Below are 20,218 nucleotides of genomic sequence, written 5' to 3' on the forward strand. Positions count from 1 at the left end.
TTTCGCCAAGCCCGTTGTGCTTACGGTGGCCGCCGGGTCGGCGGATGGCGAGGCGCTGGCACTGATCTCGGCGATCTCCGCGCGCCTGACGGCATCGAACTCGCATGTTCGGTTGAAGGTCAGCGATGCCGCTACATCGGCAAAGGCTGCCGAAATGCTGGCTGGGCAGAAGGTGGACCTTGCCGTTGTCCGCGGCGACACAAGCGGTTTGGCTGACGCAAGAAGCGTGTTGCTCCTGACCCACGGCGTGGTCTTGATGATGGCCCCATCGGCTGCAAGCGCCGACAGTCTGGGCGATCTCCGCAACACGGCTATCGGCGTCGTCGGCGGAGCGATCAACCGGCCGGTAGTCGAGGCGCTGAAGCAGGTCTATCGATTCGACGGCGCCAGGGTCAGTTTTCAAGATGTTAGCCTCAACGACGCCGCAGGTGCGCTCGCGTCGGGAAAAGTTCACGCCTTGCTGACGGTGATTCCGCTGACGGAAGGATACCTCGCGAAGGCGAGGCAATTGTTTCAGCAGGAGCGCGCCAAAGGTTCGGCCGCAAAGCTGATCGAGATCGAAGCGGCCGGCGCGGTCGCCAACGTTGCGCAGTACTACAAGAGCTATGACATCCCGAAGGGCACCTTACGGGGCGCACCTCCGATCCCTTCCGATGACCTGACGTCGTTACGAGTTTCCTACTTTCTCGTCGCCAACAAGTCAGTCAATGCCGATGCGATCACCGATCTGACGCAGTCGCTGGTCGATGCGAAACGGGACCTACTGTCGCAATTTCCAATATTGGGCCAAGCCGCAGCACCGAGCACGGATGCGGACGCGCTCATTCCGATCCATCCGGGCGCCGCAACCTATTACAATGGCAGTCAGCAGAGTTTTCTCGATAAGTATGATGACAAGCTCTATTACGCTTCGCTGCTGCTGGGCACGCTGATCTCCATCCTCGTGGCGGCCTGGCGCTTCGCCCGATCCGGCACCGGGTCCGAGAGCATGCTGGAGCCCCTCTACGAGCTTGGCAACGAGATCAGGAATGCGAAAAGCGACGCCGAACTCGAGGATATCGAAAAACGTATCGACGATATCCTGAAGAAGGAGCTTACGAAGAACGCCGGCGAAAATGCCGACAGCGCCGAGATGGCTGCGCTGGGACTTGCGGCCCACAGGCTACACTATCTGATGAGCCACCGTCGGATGCTGGTCCGTTCGACGGCGGTCTCCCCGACAGGGGCCACCCAACAGTAATATCGGTCTATCGCGTCACTTCACGATCCGGTGCTTCGTCGCCGTCACGGTGCTGGTCGGCGCCATCGGCGAGACCGAAAACGTCAGCCAAGTATTCCAGCCTGATGGCCGGTTCTCCGCCGCGAACTCACCGTAGGCTTTCAGGTTCAGGTATCCTTGCATGTCGCCGACGGGAAACAGGATCCCGGCTTGGGGGCCGATACCAAGTACGCGCGATCGAAAACCTCCGAGGATCGGATGCTGGCCGAAATCGTCGGTGATCTGCTGGTACCCATATCCGACAAGCCCGACGAAAAACTGCTTAGAGAGAAATTGCGACATTCCCCAATCGACATGGAAGTCGACACCGTTCTGGTAGTTAGTGGCGTCGTTTTTCAGATTGTAGGTAAAGCCCGCGACTGCCGAAAACTCCTGGCCCGCCGCCGGGTTGAAATAGGTATAGCCGCCGCCGGCATCGATGGCGGCATGGCCGATGCCGAGATTGGCAAGGCGGGTTGAGCTGTAGGCACCGACGGGGATGTCACCCGTCAGATAGGTCATGTAATTGTGCACGCCGGCATTCCACTTCAGCGTTGCCTGCGGATACAGGTCGCCCACCGACGTGATTGAATCCTCGATGAAGCCGGTTCGGGTCACCGCGAGCGGGCCGACGGCTGCCGTCAGCGTGCCGTCGACACTGGCGCTCGAGCGCCCGAACAGGCCGGTGACGCCTATCGCCAGCTGTCCGCCGAGCACCGGCGTTCCGAAGGTATAGGTCGGATTGAGCAGAATGAGGTCGCCCTGCGCATTCAGATTTGCGTTCAGACTGACAGCGACGTTGGCTGGGATCCTGCCGATCTGAATTTGCCTGGCCGCAGCCACCGCCCCAGAAGCCTCGACAGTGGTGTGATAGTAGACCGCAGCCATCGACCAGCCAGGTACGGCGGGAGCGGCTGCCAGGCTGCCAAACCGGCCAGGCAGCCAGTACGAGACGCCGCCTTCGTCGGCGCGGGACACGCCCGGAAGGGCGGCCAGCAGTGCTATCACTATAGCTGCGCTGGTATTCCACGGACGCAAGCTTGGGGTTTGCTGAGATTGTTCGCGCGTCATCTGTTTGCCCCTCAAAGTCAAGTCGGATCAGCGTAGGGAGAAAACCACATGGCGCGGCTATGCAGATTCGACGCGGTGCAGAATTTCGTCGTCGTTGTTGCCGGAATGCCACTTTGGATAGGCTAGTTGAATGCGGGATGTACCACAACTACGGGCCGATATCGTCGCGGTGATGGTGAGTCTTTCGGCGCTTGAGGCGACTTACTGGCTTCGGCTTGCGACGTCCGCTGCAGAGTCTCCGAAGGGCTTTCTCCAAAAATGCGGCGATATTCAACCGAGAACCGGCCCAATTCTGCAAAACCATAGCGAGTCGCAACCTGTGTAACAGTCGTGAGGTTGCTATCAGAGGACAATAGTGCGCGCCTTGCCTGCAACAGCCTCTGCATGCGCAAATGACGACAAGGGGGTACACCGTGGACATTGTGGAATGCCTTGCGCAGCGTGCGCTCGCTGACGGCGAGGGCGCCGCAGAGAGCCGAAATGGCCAGCGGCGAATCCAGCTCTGCAAGAGCGATCGCCTCGGCTTCGACCACGAGATCGTGCCAGGTTCTGATCGTCCATCCGCTGGGAAGGTCTGTAAGAGGTGATGGCAAATAGCGAATTGTCATCTAATGCCCCGGATTCTGTGATCGCGGTGAAAGCGCCGGACCTCAGGGGCAACTCAGCATCATGAGCGACAGTGCGCTACTGTACCTGAGGGCAAAACCTGTAGTTGATCGGCCTTCAGCGAGGCGCGGCCGGGGCCCTCGCGGCGACGAGCTATGAGGCGCTCTCGACGTCGGGCAAGGGCCGGGGCGCCAGGATTCCTGTTCGCTCCGCCACCGAGACTGCCTCCGCAAAAGAACCGACTTCAAGCTTCTGCATGATCATTTGTCGATGGTACTTGATGGTTCGCTCGGAAGTACCCAGAGAATGCGCAATTTGCTTGTTCATCTTGCCGCGCACCATCAACGCAAAAACTTCGTTCTCGCGGGGAGTTAGTTTCGCGACTAGCGTTTTTAGTGCATCGAGCCGGCCAAGATTCTGCTGAGCTTCGTGAAGGCGTAACAGCGCGCGCTCGATCGCTGCCAACAGCGTCTGCCTGGGAATGGGCTTGGACAGAAAGTCTTCTGCACCCGCCTTGATCGCGCGAACGCTCATAGGAATATCGCCGTGAGCGGTCATGAAGATGATGGGCCACTGATGCGATAGCTTGGCGAGCTCCTGCTGAAGCTCCAGACCGCCGATCGTAGGCATTTGCACGTCGAGCAGAAGGCAGCCAGGTTTGGCGTCGTGGATGCTCTGCAAAAAGGCAGCCGCCGATTCAAAGTCGACCACGGCATAGCCCGAAGCTTTCAGTACCCGGCATATCGCCGGGCGAAACGATGCGTCGTCGTCCACGATGTAAACTACGGGCGCGCCGGTCATTCCATTTTCTCGCCCTCGTCGCGGCCCGCCGGCCGAGGCCCGAACAATCTCCGGATGTGATCCGCTGCATGCACCGAAGCCTCGGCTGGTCCGCAGTAGCAAAATACCGGAGATGCGAGAGTTAGCGGTTGCGTCCCCAGCGGTCAACGCGGAGCGGGCATGTATGCAATATGCAAGCCTGATCGCCTGGCCTGATATGACTTTGTGCCAGTCGGGTCCGGAGGCTCGTTACAGGTATGCCGTATATGAGCTGACCCAGACCAGAATGGAGGCGAGCATCCCAATAACCCCCGCATTTGGAGCAAACGCAGTTGCGTTTCCGGACATGCCCAGCCTGAGCGAGTCGCCGCTGATTTCATCCGGAATGGAGATCACCGCCGGAAAGCCCGACGCGCCGCCAATCGCATTAGTCCGCGCCAACGTCCCGGATGCGGCAATCTGTCCCTGGCCTATTCCCTTCGGAATTTCAGTGATTTTGGCGTGATAGATGCGGCCTGGATCATTGTCGAAAACGATATTGACGGGTGTGCCGGCCTTTATGGTCTGAAATCCGTTCTGCGCAAACATCCCGACAATTGTAATTTCATTCTCCACGATGAACGACATGGCTGACCGCAATTGGAAGGCGCGATCGCCCACGGTCAGGGCCACCGCCGTCGCGAAGCCATCGGCAGGAGCGCGGACCGTTGTTTGCGCCAACTCCCAAGTGGCACTCTCCAATTGCGCCTGCAGTTGGGCAACAGTCGTGTTGACCCCCCCGATCTCCGAGTCCAGAGCCAATTTGGCACTTTCCTGGGTTGCCTTGGCGACTTTGAGTTGTGCCCCTACTGTCTCGAACTGCACCTGAGTGTCCTGCTCTTTGAACTCGGTGTTGGATCCGCTGGCATACAGCGTCTGAATGTCTTGGAGGCGCTTCGCATTGTACTTGTATTGGGCCTCGAGGCCGGCAACGTTCGCGCTCGCCTGATCGTAATTTGCTTTCAATATTTGTGTTTGCTGTTTGGCTGCGGCTAACGACGCCTGCAGTTGCGTCACTTTGTATTGGAATGGCGCCGGATCGAGTTGAAACAGAACATCACCTGACTTCACGGCTATGTTCGGCTTCACCGGAATTGCGATCACCTGGCCGGTGACGTTAGGTGTCACTTCGATCACCCGGCCCGCGACGGTGACCTTCCCTGATGGGGTTAAATGATTGAACAGCGCAAGAAATGTCGCGAGTATGAATGCGCCGATCAGGATCGAAATAGTACCCGATAGCCAGCCCCAGCGGACCAGTTTGAGCTTGGAAAATATCACCCACATCGCGAGCACATAAAGGCACAAGATAATAATCATGGGCGGCCCCTCTCGTTTGTGGCGTCAACCGCTCATTGCCGGATATGCGTCGGGACGCGCTATGCAAAATCGGCTCGTACCGAGCGCTGTTCATTTTCGGATGATCAGCGAATTCTTTGCGCTGCCGGTTTTTGCATAGCCAATCGCCCGAAGCCTCCTCATAGTTGTGGACGAACGTGATCATCCGAGACGTGGTCATCCCATTCACAACAGAAGAGACAGACATGAAGCGCACAAGGCTGGCACAAATTGCGGGACTGTTGGTGGTTTCGGCATTGATTGGTCCCATTGCGGCCTTCGGACAGACGGCTCCGGCCCCCTTGAAGACAATCGGTGCGGCTTCAGGGCAAGCCAAGTCCGAGCTCGTGCCGTCGCTGTTCGTGCTCAATTCGCGCGGTGCTACCCTGCAGGGCGACGCCCTGACCATGACTGGAGTAACGCCGAATTCGATCATCTTCGCGGACCGGCCGGTGCGCGCCGCGGGTCACCAGCCAACCGCCGACGTAATCGCGGAGTGGGGATCCGGCGACGACAGCTTTGCCAAAAACCCGCCGAACGCGACCGTGTCGGTACTCGGCAAGGACGGCTCGGTGAAGGACGCCGTTGTAGTGCTGAAAAATCCGAAGCTTGAGGGCGACAAGCTCACCTTCAACGTCCAGGTCCTTGAGGGCGATCTGGCCGGGGCCGACGGTGCGGCCGCGCTCTTCATCGATATCATAGGCCGGCCGTTCACGCCGATGTCGTTTGCCGGCGTTGCCCGCCGCACGGCGTTCAGGGGCGCGATGTATGCCGGCGCTGCCGGGGCGGCTGCTTATGGAGCGGCTGCGTACTACCATCCATACGCGTATCCCCGTCCGGCGTGCGGCTACTATCCCTATCCGCCCTGTTATTGAGACCTGCAAAAGGCGGGGAGGCACCGCTTCCCCGTTTGCACGGCGTCTCGATCGGGGAATCGTCAGCGCATTTTTGAACTGAACCAAACGAATCCGATTGAACGGGAATTTTCAATGAACATCACTCGACGAAATCTCACCTTGGGCGGCATCAGCCTACTGGCCGGCGCTTCCGCAAGCACCATCAGCCGTGCCGAACTAGGTTCGTTCCTCGGAATCGAGGAGGGCGTCGAGGATTTCCTGCTCGCCACCGATGCCTACATCTTTGGCTATCCGCTGGTGACCATGGAGATGACGCGGCGCGTCATCACCAACGTCGCGTCTCCGGTTGGAACGCGCGGGCCGATGGGCCAGATCATCAAGCTGCGGCAATATCCCGATGCATCGTTTCGCGACGTTACCGCGCCGAATGCCGACACGCTCTATACGACATCTTTCTTCGATGTCGGCAAGGAGCCGTGGGTGCTCAGCATTCCCGACATGAAGGGTCGTTATTTCTTGCTGCCGATGCTGGATGGCTGGACCAGTGTCTTCCAGGTCCCAGGCAAGCGCACCACTGGGACTGGCGCGCAGACCTACGCAATCACCGGCCCTGGCTGGAAGGGCTCGCTGCCCTCGGGAGTTAAGGAATACAAGTCGCCCACCGCCATCGTTTGGCTGCTTGGGCGCATCTACTGCACCGGCACGCCGCAAGATTACGCCGAGGTGCACAAGCTGCAGGATGAGTTCAAGCTGGTGCCGTTGAGCGCATACGGCAAGCCCTACACACCACCTCCGGGGACCGTCGATCCATCGATTGACATGAAGACGGCGGTGCGCGAGCAGGTCAACCGCATGGATGCGGTGGCGTACTTCACGCTGTTGTGCAAGTTGATGAAGGACAATCCGGCGTCGGCGGCTGATGCGCCGCAGCTGGCGAAATTCGCCAAAATTGGTATCGTTCCCGGCCAGGATTTCGACACCAGTAAGCTCAAGGCGGATTTCGTCAAGCGGGTACCCGAAGTCGCCTTCGACCGGATCATGCTGCAGTTCAAAATCAACAAGGCCATTACGGACGAGAACGGCTGGGCGTTCACGACCAAGACTGGCATCTACGGAACCGATTACCTGATGCGCGCGCTCGTCACCGCGATCGGGCTTGGCGCCAATCGGCCAGAAGACGCGGTCTATCCGACCTCGCAAAAGGATGCTGAGGGCCGCAAATACAACGGCGCCAACAAATACGTGATGCGTTTCGCCAGGGGCCAGTTGCCCCCGGCGGAGGGATTTTGGTCCCTCACGATGTATGACTCCGGCTATTTCTTCGTCAACAACCCGCTCAACCGTTATTCGATCAGCGCGCGCGAGAAGCTCAAGTCGAACCCGGACGGTTCGGTTGACCTCTACATCCAGAAGGACACACCCGGCAAAGACAAGGAATCCAACTGGCTGCCGTCGCCTCCCGGCGATTTCATCCTGATGCTGCGTCTGTATTGGCCGCGCGAGAAGAACCCCTCGATCATCAATGGATCGTGGAAGATTCCGCCAGTAGCGAAGGTTGCAGTCTAAACCATAAACCAGCGCCGGCTTTCGACACCGGCGTCGGACCGCGCAAACACAATCGTCCCTAAAGAGGAGTCAGCACTATGTTGACTAAACGCGATCTGCTTTGCTCTGCTGCGATGACTGCGCTCGTCGCTACAACGGCAAAGTCCACGTCAGCAATTGCGCAGAACAAAGCCGATTGGCCCAGGCTGCTAGAGGCCAAGGATATCGCCGAGCAAGGCTTCATCTATGGCCTGCCAATCGTCATGAACTACGCCATCATGTACGAGTACGCGATAGATCGCAATTCGGGGCAGTTCAAGGCACCGTTCAACCAGATCAAGAACGAACCCAACGTTTACAGCTACAAGGACACAGCAATCGTCACCCCCAACAGCGACACGCCCTACTCCTTCGTGTGGCTCGATTTGCGGGCGGAGCCGGTGGTGCTCTCGGTGCCGGCGAACGATCCGAAGCGCTACTACTCGATCATGCTATGCGACGGCAATACGTATAATTATGGCTATGTCGGCACCCGAGCCACAGGGAGTGAGGCCGGCGACTACATGGTGGTCGGGCCCGACTGGAAGGGGGACACCCCGGCCGGCATCAAGCAAGTGTTCCGTTCGAGCACACAATTTTCCCTCGCGGGCTATCGCACCCAGCTTTTCGGCCCGGATGATCTCGGCAACGTCAAGAAAGTACAGGCCGGCTATAAGGTGCAGCTGCTCTCTGCCTATCTGAAGCAGGCGCCGCCAGCGGCCGCGGTAGCCATCGACTTTCCGAAGATCGACAAGGAACTCGTAAAGAGCAACTTCTTCGAGTTTCTCGACTTTGCGCTGCAGTTCGCACCACCGGAGGCTAAAGAGATCGAGATTCGCGCTCGGCTCGCGCGCATCGGGATTGGTCCAGGCAAGACCTTCAATTTTAAGGACCTGCCACTGGAGCACAAGCTGGAGGTTGGCCTCGGCATGAAGGAGGGCCAGCGGAAGGTCGACGAGGCCGTCGCGAACGCGGGCAAGGCGATCAATGGCTGGCGGGTTAGCGGCCTTCCAGGCAATAGCGCCCACTACAATGGCGACTGGTTGAAGCGTGCCGTCGCCGCTCAGGCCGGCATTTATGGCAATGACCCGGCGGAGGCGACCTATCCGTACACGCGCATCGACAGCGATGGTCGGACGCTCGATGGCAGCAAGGGCAACTACACCCTCACGTTCCCGGCAGGGCAGCAGCCGCCGGTGAATGCCTTCTGGTCGCTCACTATGTACGACGGAAAGTCGCAGCTTCTAATCGAAAACCCGATTAACCGCTATCTGATCAACTCGCCGATGCTGCCGAACATGAAAAAGAATCCGGATGGATCGCTGACGCTTTACATCCAGAATAAGTCGCCGGGCGCGGACAAAGAGGCCAATTGGCTGCCCGCTCCGAATGACACGATCTATCTGGTGATGCGGTTGTACTGGCCGAAGACCGAACCACCTTCGATCCTGCCCCCGGGGGAAGGCACTTGGAAGCCGCCCGGTATCCAAGCGGCGCAATAATTATCCCCGACCCGGCTGCCGGATCCGTCGCCGCGCAGCTCGGACTGCGAAGGGCTCGAAGCATCGCCATACGCAATTGGGATCGGCAGCCTTACTCTTGCGCGGCTGTCGACGAGAATTGCACGAATGCAGGGCGGTTCGATAACTGCATTAAATGTTGAGGAGCATGGAAAATGTTGACGAAACGGCATTTACTTCGCTCCACTGCGGCGATCGCCGCGCTTGCCGCCACGACAGCTAAGTACACGTCGGCAGTTGCGAAAGACAAAGCCGATTGGCCCAGCCTATTAGAAGCCAAGGACATTGCCGAAGAAGGCTTCATTTACGGCCTGCCCATCATGATGAACTACGCCACCATGTACGAATTTGCTGTCGACCGGAATTCGGGGCAGTTCAAGGCGCCGTTCAACGAGATCAACAACTTATCCCACGTCGCTACTTATAAAGATACCGCCGTCATCACGCCGAACAGCGACACGCCATATTCGATTTTGTGGGTGGATCTGAGGGCGGAGCCGATCGTGGTTTCGGTCCCCCCGGTAGACCCGAAACGCTACTACGCTGTCCAGCTCATAGACGGTAACACATTCAACTACGGCTATATCGGCAGTCGCGCCACTGGAAGCGAAGCTGGCGATTACATGGTGGTCGGACCGGAGTGGAAGGGAGCAACTCCTGCCGGAGTCAAGAAAGTGTTTCAATCGACGACCCAGTTTTCATTGGTTCTCTTCCGCACCCAGCTTTTCGACGCGGGCGACATCAACAACGTGATGAAGGTGCAAGCTGGCTATAAGGCGCAGCCACTTTCAGGCTATCTGAAGCAGGCGGCTCCGCCCGCTACTCCGGCTGTGACTTTTCCGAAGATCGACAAGGAGCTCGCCAAAACGAACTTTTTTGAGTATCTCGATTTCTGCCTGCAGTTCGCGCCGGCACTCGAGAACGAGAAGGACATCCGCGCAAAGCTCGCACGCATTGGTGTCGGGCCTGGAAAGACCTTCGGCTTCAAAGATCTCCCGTTTGAGCACAAGGCGGAGATTCTCGTGGGCATGAAGCAAGGTGAACAGAAAGTGGACGAGGCCGTCGCGAAGGGTGGCGTATCGCTCAACGGATGGCAGGTCCACTCGTTCTTTGGCGATGCAGCGTTCTTCAATGGCGACTGGCTGAAGCGCGCGGCGGGCGCGAAGGCCGGCATTTACGGCAACGATTCCGTGGAGGCGGTCTATCCGCTTACGCGCATCGACGCTGAGGGCAAGACCCTCGACGGTGCCAAGCACAACTACACGCTCACCTTCCCGCCCGATCAATTGCCGCCGGTTAATGCCTTCTGGTCGGTGACGATGTACGACGGCAAGACCCAACTGTTAATCGAGAATCCGATCAGCCGCTACCTGATCAATTCGCCGATGCTCCCCATCATGAACAAGAGCGCGGACGGGTCGCTGACGCTCTATATCCAGAGCAAGTCGCCGGGTAAGGACAAGGAATCGAACTGGCTGCCCGCGCCCGACGGCCCGATCTACCTCGTGATGCGGCTCTACTGGCCGAAAACAGAAACGTCTTCCATTCTGCCGATTGGCAAGGGGACATGGCCGCCGCCCGGTATCATTGCGTGATCGTTAGCCCAGGCCCGCCGATGCGGCGACGAACTCAGCAGGAGAATGGAATGGAGCGCAAGATGTACAGGGCCTTGATATTCGCAACGCTAGTATCTGCGACGGCGATTCCCGTTGCCCGCGCCCAGGTCGATCTCAGCACCTATGCCGACGCCAACGGCTTCCTCAATGTACAGAAGCTTACATGCGCTCAGCTGGCCGGGACCTGGCAAGGCGATGCCGACCGCCTGACAGCCTGGTACAGCGGCTGGTACAATGGACTTGCTCGAAAGCACTATATGGATATCGTCAAATCAAAAGAGGCTGAGCACGAGATCATCGTTTATTGCAAGGCGAACCCTGGTGAATTGATCATTGAGGCGGTCGCCGTGGTGTTCAAGGACATGCGGGCGAGGCTAGGGATCGAAATGAAGCCCTAGCGGTTTCATAATGACCTCGGCAGCCCTGCGCTGGGCGCGGATTGTGCATAGCGTCCTAAGGAGGGCCGATGCAGATGACTTTCGAAGGCGGCGATGGAATAGTCCGGATCGCGATCCGTAGTCGGGAATCGCGTTTCTACGGCGTGGATGTCTACCACCACTCGATGATCGTTTCGCCATGCGCACCATAGCTGTCGTCGACGACAATCCGAGTATGCTGCAAGGCCTGACCCGGCTTTTATCAGCCCATGGCTTCCGTGTCCGGACGTTTGCATCGGCGGAGCTGTTTTTGGACGCCCACGCCGAGTGCGAGGTGGATTGCTTGCTGCTGGACATCCAACTTGGCGGAATCTCCGGCATGGATCTACAACGGCAATTGATCGCATCAGGCAGGGATTTGCCCGTCATTATGATGACGGCGATCGACAGTGAGGTCACTCGGCAGGCGGCATTCGACGCGGGCTGCATTGCGTATCTGAAGAAGCCGTTCCTATCAAAACTACTGATCGATGCGGTCGGCAGGATTGCCTGAGGCCGAAATCGAGTCCTTTAACGATTACAGGCACAGGTAGTGTGCAAAATCGAGTAGGATTGGTTTTCGGAGCCAATTGTAACTCCCTTTTTACCGGCCGCTTTATCGCATGAAAAATCGTACATTGTTCAGTTCGATCGTTCTGCTCCTGGCCATGACGGGTGCGGCTTTCTCTCAGCCAAAGCGGGTGCTCATCGTCCATTCAATCGGACGCGAATTCTCGCCGTGGGACGACTACGCTCGAAACATTCGGGAGGAGTTGCGGCTTCAGTCGAAGGATCCGATCGATATCTTCGAGGTCTCGCTGTCGACGGCTCGCTTCCCGGACGGGGATGAGGATGCCTTTGTCAGCTATCTGAATGCAATATTTTCCGAGCGCAAACTCGACCTGATCATGACGATCGGCGGTCCTGCGGCACGATTCTTTCAGCAAAACCGTCAGCGAATTTTTCCTACGATCCCCACCTTGTACGCGGCTCTGGCGCAGCAGATGTCTTCCAACGCACCGGCGAACGATGCAATGGTTTCGGTATCTGTCGATGTATCAAGCACTCTCGACCAGATACTGAATTTAATTCCGGAGACGACCAAGGTCTTCATCGTGATGGGAAGTTCTCCGATCGAGAAGCTGTGGCTGCAGGAGATGCGCAAGCGTTTTCAGCCGCTGACAACCAGGATGGAGATCACTTATTCCAATGAACTATCGCTGGAAGAGATCCTCGAGCAGGTGGCTACGCTGCCACCGCGGAGCTTCATCGTCTACGGGCAGATGCTTGTGGACGCAGCCGGCGTCGTGCACGAGGGCAAGCGAGCCATAGATCGTATCCGCGCGGTCGCAAATGCACCTATCTTTTCGGAACAGGACGCGTTCTTCGGACGAGGAATCGTGGGCGGTCGGATGACGAACATATCCGACGTCAGCCGCCAGACCGCCGCCGTTGCCGTGCGCATTCTGAGGGGAGAGGCGCCGGGCAGCATCAAGACGCCTGCGATTCCAGCTGCATCGCCCAGATATGACTGGAGGGAGCTGAAGCGTTGGAACATCAGCGAAAGCCAATTGCCGCCAGGCAGCGAAGTTGTTTTTCGGGTGCCCAGCCTCTGGGAGCAGTATCGGCCGCAATTCACGGCTGTTATGGCCGCCATCTTGCTGCAGGGCGGCATCATTGCATTGCTGCTCGTCGAGCGACGGCGACGTCTTGTTGCACAAGCGGAGGCGACAAGTCGCCGCCAGGAAGTCGTTCGCCTGAATCGGGTCACGACCGCAAACGTTCTGTCGTCCTCGATCGCACATGAGCTGTATCAGCCGCTCGGAGCTATCTTGAGCAACACAGAGGCCGCGCAGATGTTGCTCAAGGCGCATCCACTGGATATGGCTCAGCTCGGCGAAATCCTATCCGACATCGTCAGGGATGAGCAACGCGCGAGCGAGATCATTAGCGGCCTTCGAAACTTGCTCAACAACAGAACAGAAGCCGATCTTCGGACGATCGATTTGAATGACACTGTGCGCGACGTCGTCAAAATCGTATCTCCTGAAGTGACTAGGCGGGGGGTGATTTTACGTACCATTCTTGCGCCTGAGCCTCTGCGGGTGCGGTGCGACTCGATTCATCTTCAGCAAGTCATCATCAACCTCGTGATGAATGGCGTGGATGCCATGGAAGAGGTGCCCAGCCCGCACAATCTGACGATCCGGACAAAGCTGGCTGATACCGATCGGATCGAGGTCCGGATATCCGACACCGGGCCCGGCATTCCCGACCCGAAACTGGTAAGCATTTTTAATGCGTTTGTAACAACGAAACCGCACGGGACGGGATTGGGACTGCCGATCGCACGAACGATACTAGAAAGCTACCGGGGCGAGCTGTGGGCAGAGAACCGCACTCGGGGCGCGGTGTTCTCTTTCAGGCTTCCGGTGGCAACCGCCTAGGCTTGCGAGCCACCGCCGGGCTTGCCAAAGAGTTGGCGATGCGGGTCGGGGGCGGAAGTCGTCTCGCCAAGCGCGCCCTCTACGTGCTGTGATGCCCACCCGGTTCCTCCCTGAACGCGGAGTCCTAAGCGCAAGTTCATGTCGCTCGTCCCAAAATGCGGTCCGGGGAATGAGTAAGATGCGGTGCATCATGCCGCATTTCCCGAGCCCTTTCGATGCCGTGGACCTTGTTGATGACTGGATCGACGCCTGTCCGCAGCATCGATTGGGTAACCTGACCTTCTGCTCCAACGGCGTTAGCTTCAAAGGCCGAACGGAGCTTCGATGGTACTGGCAGCCCAGACTGCTGAGGTGGGACTGTTCCGCAGCGCGTCGTGGAAGCTGCTGTTCACAGCTGTCGACTTCGTTCAAGGCCTTGATAACGTGAGGAGCGCGCCTTCGTCGTCATTGAAGTCGAAAAAGAACCTTGGCATGAGCCTCAAACGCCGAGTGCCGTTCGCAGTTCCTAGCTCTTCTTGGCTCCCGGAAAAATGCCGAGGACCTCGCCATCTGCATCGCGAACGGTGACAGTTCGCCCAGTCATCTCAGCCAGCCGCTTCGCAAGCGCGCACGCCTCATCCGCATTTTCTAGATCCAGAGCGACCACCGACAGCTTTGTTGCGTCAGCTCCAATGACGGCGATATCGAAAGGTTTGTTATAGGCCACGGCGCAACTCCTGCTGTTGGCGGGTAGCGCGATCCTTGGTACAGCAACCGTGATTTAAGGATTAGACACTTTGTGCACAAGTGAACACGGAACATGGTGCGCCACGATTTCGCGGTAAGCAGGCGAACGGACTGTCTCAGATCGCCTGCCTCACCATCCGTAGAAGTTCTTGGCGATGGCCAGGGTCTCAAGTTCGCTCGTCTCCAAGGCTATCTTTTGCACCAGCATCACGTCTCCTTCGACGAGCTCGCCAACCGGGACAAAGCACCATCCCGTTCCCAATCGGCCGGATGCATCGACCTCGCGGATGTTGGCTGACGTTCTCTGATAGATGCGATAGCGCATGCCGGTTTCGCACCCGACGACGTCGAAATAGCCCTTGGCGTCGAACTGGGCACGCTGCTGCGCAGTCAGCCAGCCGCGGAGCAGGCACAAGCCCTTTCTCCGCCTCTCCTCCTGATAGCTTCTGTAGAAAGTCCCACACGCCCGCCGCCGAAAGATCCTGAGGTAATGAGAACCAGCCACGACAATCACTCGTTTGCTTGAAAGGCCGCATCAACGCAATTCCAGTGGAAGATGCCGAGATGCCCGCGCGTGTTCCTAATGCTTGATGCACGCCGATTGCTGCCTTAGGATACGCCGCCCTGCCTCGATCACATTTTGTGAACGATGCCCGCCGAAGAGCGCTCGCTTACGGCGCGGAATGCGGCCGGAGCGAGCCATCGCCTTCAAGGGGCATTCGCAAAATGAACTTGGTTTCTGCCTCAGACGAATCCAACTCGATCGAGCCACCGTGGGCTTTGGCGATTTCGGCCGCGATATAAAGGCCAAGCCCAAGTCCCTGCGACGGCCCGTGCGCCTCTCCCCGGTAGAACGGCTGAAACAGGCGCTTGCGAGCCTCCTCCGGAATAGCCGCGCCTCCATTGGCCACCGAGAGCTCGAACATCTCTGCTTTGGCGGTAGCTTCGACCCGCACGGGCCGGTCCGGCGCGCCGTGGCTGATTGCGTTGCCGAGCAGGTTGGAGAACAACTGGGCGATGCGGGCCGGATCGCAGAAAACCGGCCTCTCGACTTCGAAATTGGTCTCGATGCGGCGCTCCGGATGGGCCGCGACCAACTCGGCCACAACCTGGTCCAGCACGGGTTCGACGGCGGTAATGGCCTTAGAGAGCGAGATACCCCCTCCAAGGCGGCCGCGCGCCAGGTCCATGACGCTCTCGATCATCTTGGCCATTCGGCCCACGCTGCTCTGCATCATGGCCTCGAGCCGCAGCGCGTCTTCCGGCGTCTTGGCCTTGAGCATCAGCCGTGCACCGGCCGCGATCGATGCGAGGGGATTGCGCAGGTCGTGACCGAGGACGGCGATGAACTGCTCGCGCAGCTCCGCGTTCTCGCGCTCCTGTCGCAGACGCTCCTCCAGAGCGGTCCTGAGCTCGTCGCTCTCCTTGCGGGCGTCGATGAGCCCGCGCTCATAGCGCCGCCGATCCGTGGCCCGCATGATCGTCAGGCGCGTGAATAGGAGCGCGTCGGCATCGGATCGTCGTTCGCGGGCATTCGCGATCGCCGGCAGCCGCGTTCCGTTTTTAGTCAGGAGATCGAGAGCGAACTCGTCGAAGAAACCCTGCATCCGCAGCAGCGGCGCCACATGGGTCTCCAGGAATATGCGACCGGCCATGTTGAGCAGGTCGCTGAGCCGCATCCCGGACAGGTCATCGGGCAGGTAGCCCATCCAATCCGCCAGGGTCCGATTAGCACGATCGATGCGGCCGTCCGGGCGAACGGAGAGGTACCCGCACGGCGCGTTCTGGTAGAGGTCTTCGAAATCGCTGTCAGCAGGGTGATTGTTGTTCACTCAGACGAAGTCCCGGATTGCGGCGGTGACTTCGTCCGGGGCACTCAAATTGGGACAATGGCCGGTTGCCTTCAAAACCACCATTTTGCTGTTAGGGATGTTGCGCTGGACGTACGCACCCACCTGTTGCCCGGCGATGATGTCTTCGCTGCACTGGAGGATCAGCGTGCGAGCGTTGACCTTGGCCAGGTCCGCGCGGTTGTCGGACAGGAATGTGACCCGGGCGAACTCCTTGGCGATCGCCGGATCTGTTCGACAGAAGCTGTTGGTCAGCTCCTCGCCAAGTTCGGGACGATCGGGATTGCCCATGATGGCGGGCGCCATCTGCGCCGACCAGCCCATGTGGTTCTCCTCCAGAAAAGAAAGAAGCTCTTCGATCTGCTGAGCGCTGAAGCCCCCGAAATAGTCGCCATCGTCGATGTAGCGCGCCGAAGGCCCCACCAGCACCAGGCTTTCGAAGAGTGTCGGATCCTTGATCGCGGCAAGCACTCCGATCATCGCACTGACGGAATGCCCCACGAATACGGCATCCTTCAGGCGCAGCGAGCGCCCGATCTCGACGACGTCATCGGCATAGCCGGACAATTTGGAATACTTCTGGCGATCGTAAGCGGTGAGGTCCGAGCGGCCCGCTCCAACATGGTCGAACAGCACCGTGCTGAAATCGGCCTCGAAGGCCGGCGCCACGAACCGCCACATGTTCTGGTCGCACCCGAACCCATGAGCGAACATCATCGCACGATCGCCGCGGCCGCGGACTTGCACGTTGTTGCGGACCTCGATCGTCATTTGTTACCCCCGAGCGTGTGACAGTTCTTGTGGTCTGGACGAGCGTAGGGTGAACTGGACCCCTATGCATCCCTTTTCGAGCGCCGGGCAGCTATGACGTTCAGATCAGGAGACCCGACAAAGCCTCGACCAACTGCGCCGGCGCGAAGGGCTTGGGCAGGATGACGCTACGCGGCACGCCGTTTGAGGCCCAGCGATGGGCGCTGTCCCCGGAGACGTAGAGGATCCCGCAGCTTGGATCGCGCTCCCGTACGAGACGGGCGAGCGCCCAACCATCCATTCTGGCGGGACCCAGATTGATGTCGGTGACAAGTGCTCGCGGCAGAGAGCTCTCGCTGAGCAGACCGGCCGCCGCTTCGCCTGAGGCGGCGCTGAGCACGCCGTAGCCTGCCTCGACCAAGGTCTCCTCCAGCATCTCGCGGAGGAGATCTTCATCCTCAACCAGAAGAATGGTTGATCTTTCTGCGGCGTTTTGGGAGTTGCTCAGGTGCATCCTCTCGCATCTCCTATCAAAATGACTCCCGCGGTCCTGATGACGCACGTCACCCGGCCCAACGTAGAACAGGACGAAGCGTTCATTTTTTCTTGCTGCGTCGCCCTCGCAAGGAACCAGGAGAAATGTTGGCGCAGACTTCGCCGATGTGCCAGCAGCAGTCAATTGCCCATCGTTGGGCCAGAGATGCACCTTAATAGGGGACAAACTTCGAAGGCGCTTCCAGTCAGGCCGCGTCCGGTCCCGGAATTATCGCTCGGTGCGAAAGTCGGGTCACAAGCGGTCCCGGACCGCTTGCTCGCGGCAGGTCAGCTATGGGCAACAACTGACACTGGAGGACCGCCAACTGAGGCGGCCTTAATTCATCTTGCGGCGAAGCTTGCGTTGCAGTTCGCGCTGTTCCTCGATGTCCTCTTGGACCATCTGGCGCAAATCATCCTCGCGCTTAGTGCCGGAGGGCGGGGTCTCCCGAGGTGGTTCTTTGTCAGCCATGGTGGCATCCTAAAACACTGGCCGCCGGCGCCGTGAGGCAGCCTTAATCTTCCCAAATGCGCTCGGCCGCACTTGTCGCACTGTCAAAGGTTGACGGTGCGACCAGTCCCGACGTCCAGCATCGAATATCGCAGCCGAAGGGGGTAGCGCAAGCCGGGCAATGCGTAGGCTGGGGGCGGGGCTGGCGAGACTGTTCGGACATGCAGATTGTATGCGCCCGAACAGCAAAATAGGCCACTAACGAATTCAAACTAGGCCACTGAGGTCGGGAGCAGGCCGGGGCTGCCGAATCCGGCCATTCCGCAGGCACTAACGAATTGACCCTGGGGCGTTCGGGATGGCTATCGCAAACCCATTGGTGCCACCAGCGGGAGCATGCCACCTTTGGTCCTCCAGACTACCCGCCTATGTTCACTTCATTTTCCGAGAGCCGACGGTGATGAAATAGATCGGTTTCCCGGCTTCATCCGTCACCTCTATGCTCCATTCCTGCCCCGGCCGGAACTTGCCATCGATGTCTTTGAACAGAGCGCCTGCATAGCTTGTGGCCTCCCGCCAAGCCGCTGCGTCATCTGCTAATTCCTCGCCCTGGTCGTCAGCGCTAGGGGCTACGTTATGGACGTGAAAAAAGTATTTTGGCATTCTCGGGAATGCCGCCGAGGCGCTTGCTGTTCCTATCGTGCAATTGACCCTAGAAGAATACCTAGAACGGGCAGACCGATACCGGATCGCGCTGGAAACGGTGAAGGACGTCTTCGCCCGCCATCTCCTCGAGGTGATGGAACAGAGCTACCGGACACTGGCCGAGAGCGAGCTGCACTGGTGACCCGAATGGCCCGTTCGAGGCCTGTCCGCTAATGAGCTCGAATGCGCGCTGATATCCATGATGGCCCGGAGCACAACACGCTCCAATCAGAGGCCGGATACATTGATGCAAGACCGCATCTGCCAGGTTGACGAAAACTCTTGCAACGCGCGGCCGGACCATACATCGGGTCACAAGCGGTCCTCGACCGGCTGCGCGCCCCAGGTCAGCAATGGGCTACATGCGGTCCTAACCGGCCGCGCGGCAGGCTCGGCCGTCGCGTATCGAACTTCGCGCTTCTCGATCTATCCGGAACCTTGATCCGTTGATTTCTAACGAGGCGTCAGATGGAGATAGGTCGGATCGAACCCTGCTAGTTCCTTCAAGCGTTCCAGGTCGAGCGAGTTGAAGCCGGACTTGTCCGTTTCCACGGGTCAGAAGCCGCCCGTTACGCCAAAGGTGACCGCTTCGCTTTGCCTCGGTCAGTACGCGTCTGGGCCGTCACAGAATGAAGGTAAGTCGGGTGACGCGACCTTGCCGGGCCGCCTTTTCGACCATCCTGAGTTGTATAGCGTGATGCAGCAGACCAACGGTGCCTGCTAATACTCTGAAGCTAGTCGGCGTTAGAGCCTTGGCCTAGAAGCGTCCCCATGCAGCGATCGAGAGCGTCCAAAGGGAATGGTTTCTGTAGAAGTGGCCGACCGTTGAATTGCTCTGGTACGCCATCGACGCCATAGCCGCTGGCGAAGACGAAGGGAATGCCGCGGAGCTGCAACGCCTCTGCGATAGCTTCCGAGCTATCCCGGCCAAGCTGCAGGTCGAGAATAGCAGCGTCGCATTCAGCGCTCATGGCCATGTCTAACCCAGAGCCGAGGTCGCTGCCCTCCCCAGCAACCTCGTGACCAAGCTCCATCAGCATATCCGCAATCATCATGCGGATAAGCGTTTCGTCTTCGATCAGAAGTACTGCAGCCATGCTTCTCCTTACGCCGGCAGGCTTGTGAAACGGGAGTCTTTTTCCCGGGCCCTTCGTTCGCGAGCTCGCCCACGTCCCTTCTCTCTCGAAAAACACGCGCGGAAACTAAGCCCCCTTTACACTGGGTACAGCGCAGCCTCGCGACGAGGTTAATGAGCTGTTTTGTGCAAAAGTGAACTTAAGCGCGTGAAGGAATTGGCGCTCCTCGCATTTTACAGCCAGGGCTGAACAATTGAGCCCAGCCGGAGTCAATTAGAACGAGGAGGTTTGCGATCCGATGGATGAAAGGAAAAAGCTCGAGCATCAGATAGCACTGGCTACTCGGACAGCCGCATACACCTCAGACGAGAACACCGCCAGGAGGCTGCGGCAGTTTGCTGATCAGCTGGGGCGCAAGCTTTCCCCCTCTTCTTCGCGGCGCGCTCAAATCACGGCACGCGCCTATCAGCTTTGGGAACGGGCCGGACGTCCCTCGGGGCGAGATTTGGATTTCTGGACCGAGGCGGAGCGGGAGTTCAGCCCGGGCGATACTGCGGGCCAAGATTAGGGGACTCGCGCTCCGCGCGGTGTACT

At 58.9% G+C, this 20,218-nt stretch carries 22 protein-coding genes; 10 read left to right on the forward strand and 12 right to left on the reverse strand.

Annotation, left to right across the window (positions count from 1 at the left end; all coding sequences use genetic code 11):
* Window positions 1-25: 25 nt before the first annotated feature.
* Window positions 26-1,240, forward strand: coding sequence for a TAXI family TRAP transporter solute-binding subunit (locus tag IVA75_RS35005; RefSeq protein WP_247288346.1), 1,215 nt, complete (start codon window positions 26-28; stop codon window positions 1,238-1,240).
* Window positions 1,241-1,255: 15 nt separating this feature from the next.
* Here IVA75_RS35005 and IVA75_RS35010 read toward each other — a convergent pair whose 3' ends face one another.
* The 4 genes from IVA75_RS35010 to IVA75_RS35025 form a co-directional block, all read right to left on the reverse strand.
* Window positions 1,256-2,329, reverse strand: coding sequence for a transporter (locus IVA75_RS35010; RefSeq protein ID WP_247288347.1), 1,074 nt, complete (start codon window positions 2,327-2,329; stop codon window positions 1,256-1,258).
* 122 nt (window positions 2,330-2,451) lie between these two features.
* A complete protein-coding gene (locus tag IVA75_RS35015; RefSeq protein WP_247288350.1) occupies window positions 2,452-2,937 on the reverse strand; it encodes a helix-turn-helix transcriptional regulator in 486 nt (161 codons plus the stop codon).
* Window positions 2,938-3,088: 151 nt separating this feature from the next.
* Window positions 3,089-3,736: a response regulator gene (locus IVA75_RS35020; protein WP_247288351.1), complete on the reverse strand. Its 648-nt coding sequence runs from the start codon at window positions 3,734-3,736 to the stop codon at window positions 3,089-3,091.
* A 228-nt stretch (window positions 3,737-3,964) separates the two neighbouring features.
* Window positions 3,965-5,074, reverse strand: a complete 1,110-nt coding sequence (locus IVA75_RS35025; RefSeq protein WP_247288352.1) for an HlyD family secretion protein — start codon at window positions 5,072-5,074, stop codon at window positions 3,965-3,967.
* A 224-nt stretch (window positions 5,075-5,298) separates the two neighbouring features.
* On the opposite strand from IVA75_RS35025, the gene IVA75_RS35030 reads away from it, so the two are divergent.
* The 7 genes from IVA75_RS35030 (at window position 5,299) to IVA75_RS35060 (ending at window position 13,532) form a co-directional block, all read left to right on the forward strand.
* Window positions 5,299-5,967 carry a hypothetical protein gene (locus IVA75_RS35030; protein WP_247288353.1) on the forward strand — a complete coding sequence of 223 codons (669 nt, stop codon included), beginning with the start codon at window positions 5,299-5,301 and terminating at the stop codon, window positions 5,965-5,967.
* Window positions 5,968-6,081: 114 nt separating this feature from the next.
* Window positions 6,082-7,515, forward strand: coding sequence for a DUF1254 domain-containing protein (locus IVA75_RS35035; RefSeq protein ID WP_247288354.1), 1,434 nt, complete (start codon window positions 6,082-6,084; stop codon window positions 7,513-7,515).
* Between the two features lie 77 nt (window positions 7,516-7,592).
* Complete coding sequence (locus tag IVA75_RS35040) at window positions 7,593-9,035, forward strand: DUF1254 domain-containing protein (protein WP_247288355.1); 1,443 nt, start codon at window positions 7,593-7,595, stop codon at window positions 9,033-9,035.
* 173 nt (window positions 9,036-9,208) lie between these two features.
* Window positions 9,209-10,648, forward strand: a complete 1,440-nt coding sequence (locus IVA75_RS35045; RefSeq protein ID WP_247288356.1) for a DUF1254 domain-containing protein — start codon at window positions 9,209-9,211, stop codon at window positions 10,646-10,648.
* A gap of 50 nt (window positions 10,649-10,698) precedes the next feature.
* Window positions 10,699-11,067, forward strand: a complete 369-nt coding sequence (locus tag IVA75_RS35050; protein WP_247288357.1) for an HdeA/HdeB family chaperone — start codon at window positions 10,699-10,701, stop codon at window positions 11,065-11,067.
* Between the two features lie 178 nt (window positions 11,068-11,245).
* A complete protein-coding gene (locus tag IVA75_RS35055) occupies window positions 11,246-11,599 on the forward strand; it encodes a response regulator (RefSeq protein WP_247288360.1) in 354 nt (117 codons plus the stop codon).
* A 109-nt stretch (window positions 11,600-11,708) separates the two neighbouring features.
* Entirely contained in the window at window positions 11,709-13,532 is a 1,824-nt protein-coding gene (locus IVA75_RS35060) for an ATP-binding protein (protein WP_247288362.1), read from the forward strand.
* Between the two features lie 505 nt (window positions 13,533-14,037).
* Here the strand turns inward: IVA75_RS35060 and IVA75_RS35065 are convergent.
* The 7 genes from IVA75_RS35065 to IVA75_RS35090 all read right to left on the reverse strand — a co-directional run bounded on the left by IVA75_RS35065 (window position 14,038) and on the right by IVA75_RS35090 (window position 18,506).
* Entirely contained in the window at window positions 14,038-14,238 is a 201-nt protein-coding gene (locus tag IVA75_RS35065; protein ID WP_247288364.1) for a hypothetical protein, read from the reverse strand.
* Window positions 14,239-14,388: 150 nt separating this feature from the next.
* On the reverse strand, window positions 14,389-14,673 hold the full coding sequence (locus IVA75_RS35070) for a hypothetical protein (protein WP_247288366.1): 285 nt from the start codon (window positions 14,671-14,673) through the stop codon (window positions 14,389-14,391).
* Between the two features lie 256 nt (window positions 14,674-14,929).
* Window positions 14,930-16,090, reverse strand: a complete 1,161-nt coding sequence (locus tag IVA75_RS35075; RefSeq protein ID WP_247288367.1) for a PAS domain-containing sensor histidine kinase — start codon at window positions 16,088-16,090, stop codon at window positions 14,930-14,932.
* Window positions 16,091-16,879, reverse strand: coding sequence for an alpha/beta hydrolase (locus IVA75_RS35080; protein ID WP_247288368.1), 789 nt, complete (start codon window positions 16,877-16,879; stop codon window positions 16,091-16,093).
* A 100-nt stretch (window positions 16,880-16,979) separates the two neighbouring features.
* The gene (locus tag IVA75_RS35085) at window positions 16,980-17,372 is read right to left on the reverse strand and encodes a response regulator (RefSeq protein ID WP_247288369.1); all 393 of its coding nucleotides are present in this window, start codon (window positions 17,370-17,372) and stop codon (window positions 16,980-16,982) included.
* Window positions 17,373-17,729: 357 nt separating this feature from the next.
* Window positions 17,730-17,864: a hypothetical protein gene (locus IVA75_RS40230; RefSeq protein ID WP_256464258.1), complete on the reverse strand. Its 135-nt coding sequence runs from the start codon at window positions 17,862-17,864 to the stop codon at window positions 17,730-17,732.
* 411 nt (window positions 17,865-18,275) lie between these two features.
* Entirely contained in the window at window positions 18,276-18,506 is a 231-nt protein-coding gene (locus IVA75_RS35090) for a hypothetical protein (RefSeq protein WP_247288370.1), read from the reverse strand.
* Between the two features lie 37 nt (window positions 18,507-18,543).
* Between IVA75_RS35090 and IVA75_RS35095 the strand changes: the two genes are divergently transcribed.
* Window positions 18,544-18,690: a hypothetical protein gene (locus tag IVA75_RS35095; protein ID WP_247288371.1), complete on the forward strand. Its 147-nt coding sequence runs from the start codon at window positions 18,544-18,546 to the stop codon at window positions 18,688-18,690.
* 592 nt (window positions 18,691-19,282) lie between these two features.
* Here the strand turns inward: IVA75_RS35095 and IVA75_RS35100 are convergent.
* Entirely contained in the window at window positions 19,283-19,645 is a 363-nt protein-coding gene (locus IVA75_RS35100) for a response regulator (protein WP_247288372.1), read from the reverse strand.
* Window positions 19,646-19,922: 277 nt separating this feature from the next.
* On the opposite strand from IVA75_RS35100, the gene IVA75_RS35105 reads away from it, so the two are divergent.
* Window positions 19,923-20,192 carry a DUF2934 domain-containing protein gene (locus IVA75_RS35105; protein ID WP_247288373.1) on the forward strand — a complete coding sequence of 90 codons (270 nt, stop codon included), beginning with the start codon at window positions 19,923-19,925 and terminating at the stop codon, window positions 20,190-20,192.
* Window positions 20,193-20,218: the final 26 nt, after the last annotated feature.

Origin of the sequence: Bradyrhizobium sp. 134 (assembly GCF_023074155.1) — a bacterium.
Taxonomy (GTDB): Bacteria; Pseudomonadota; Alphaproteobacteria; order Rhizobiales; family Xanthobacteraceae; genus Bradyrhizobium.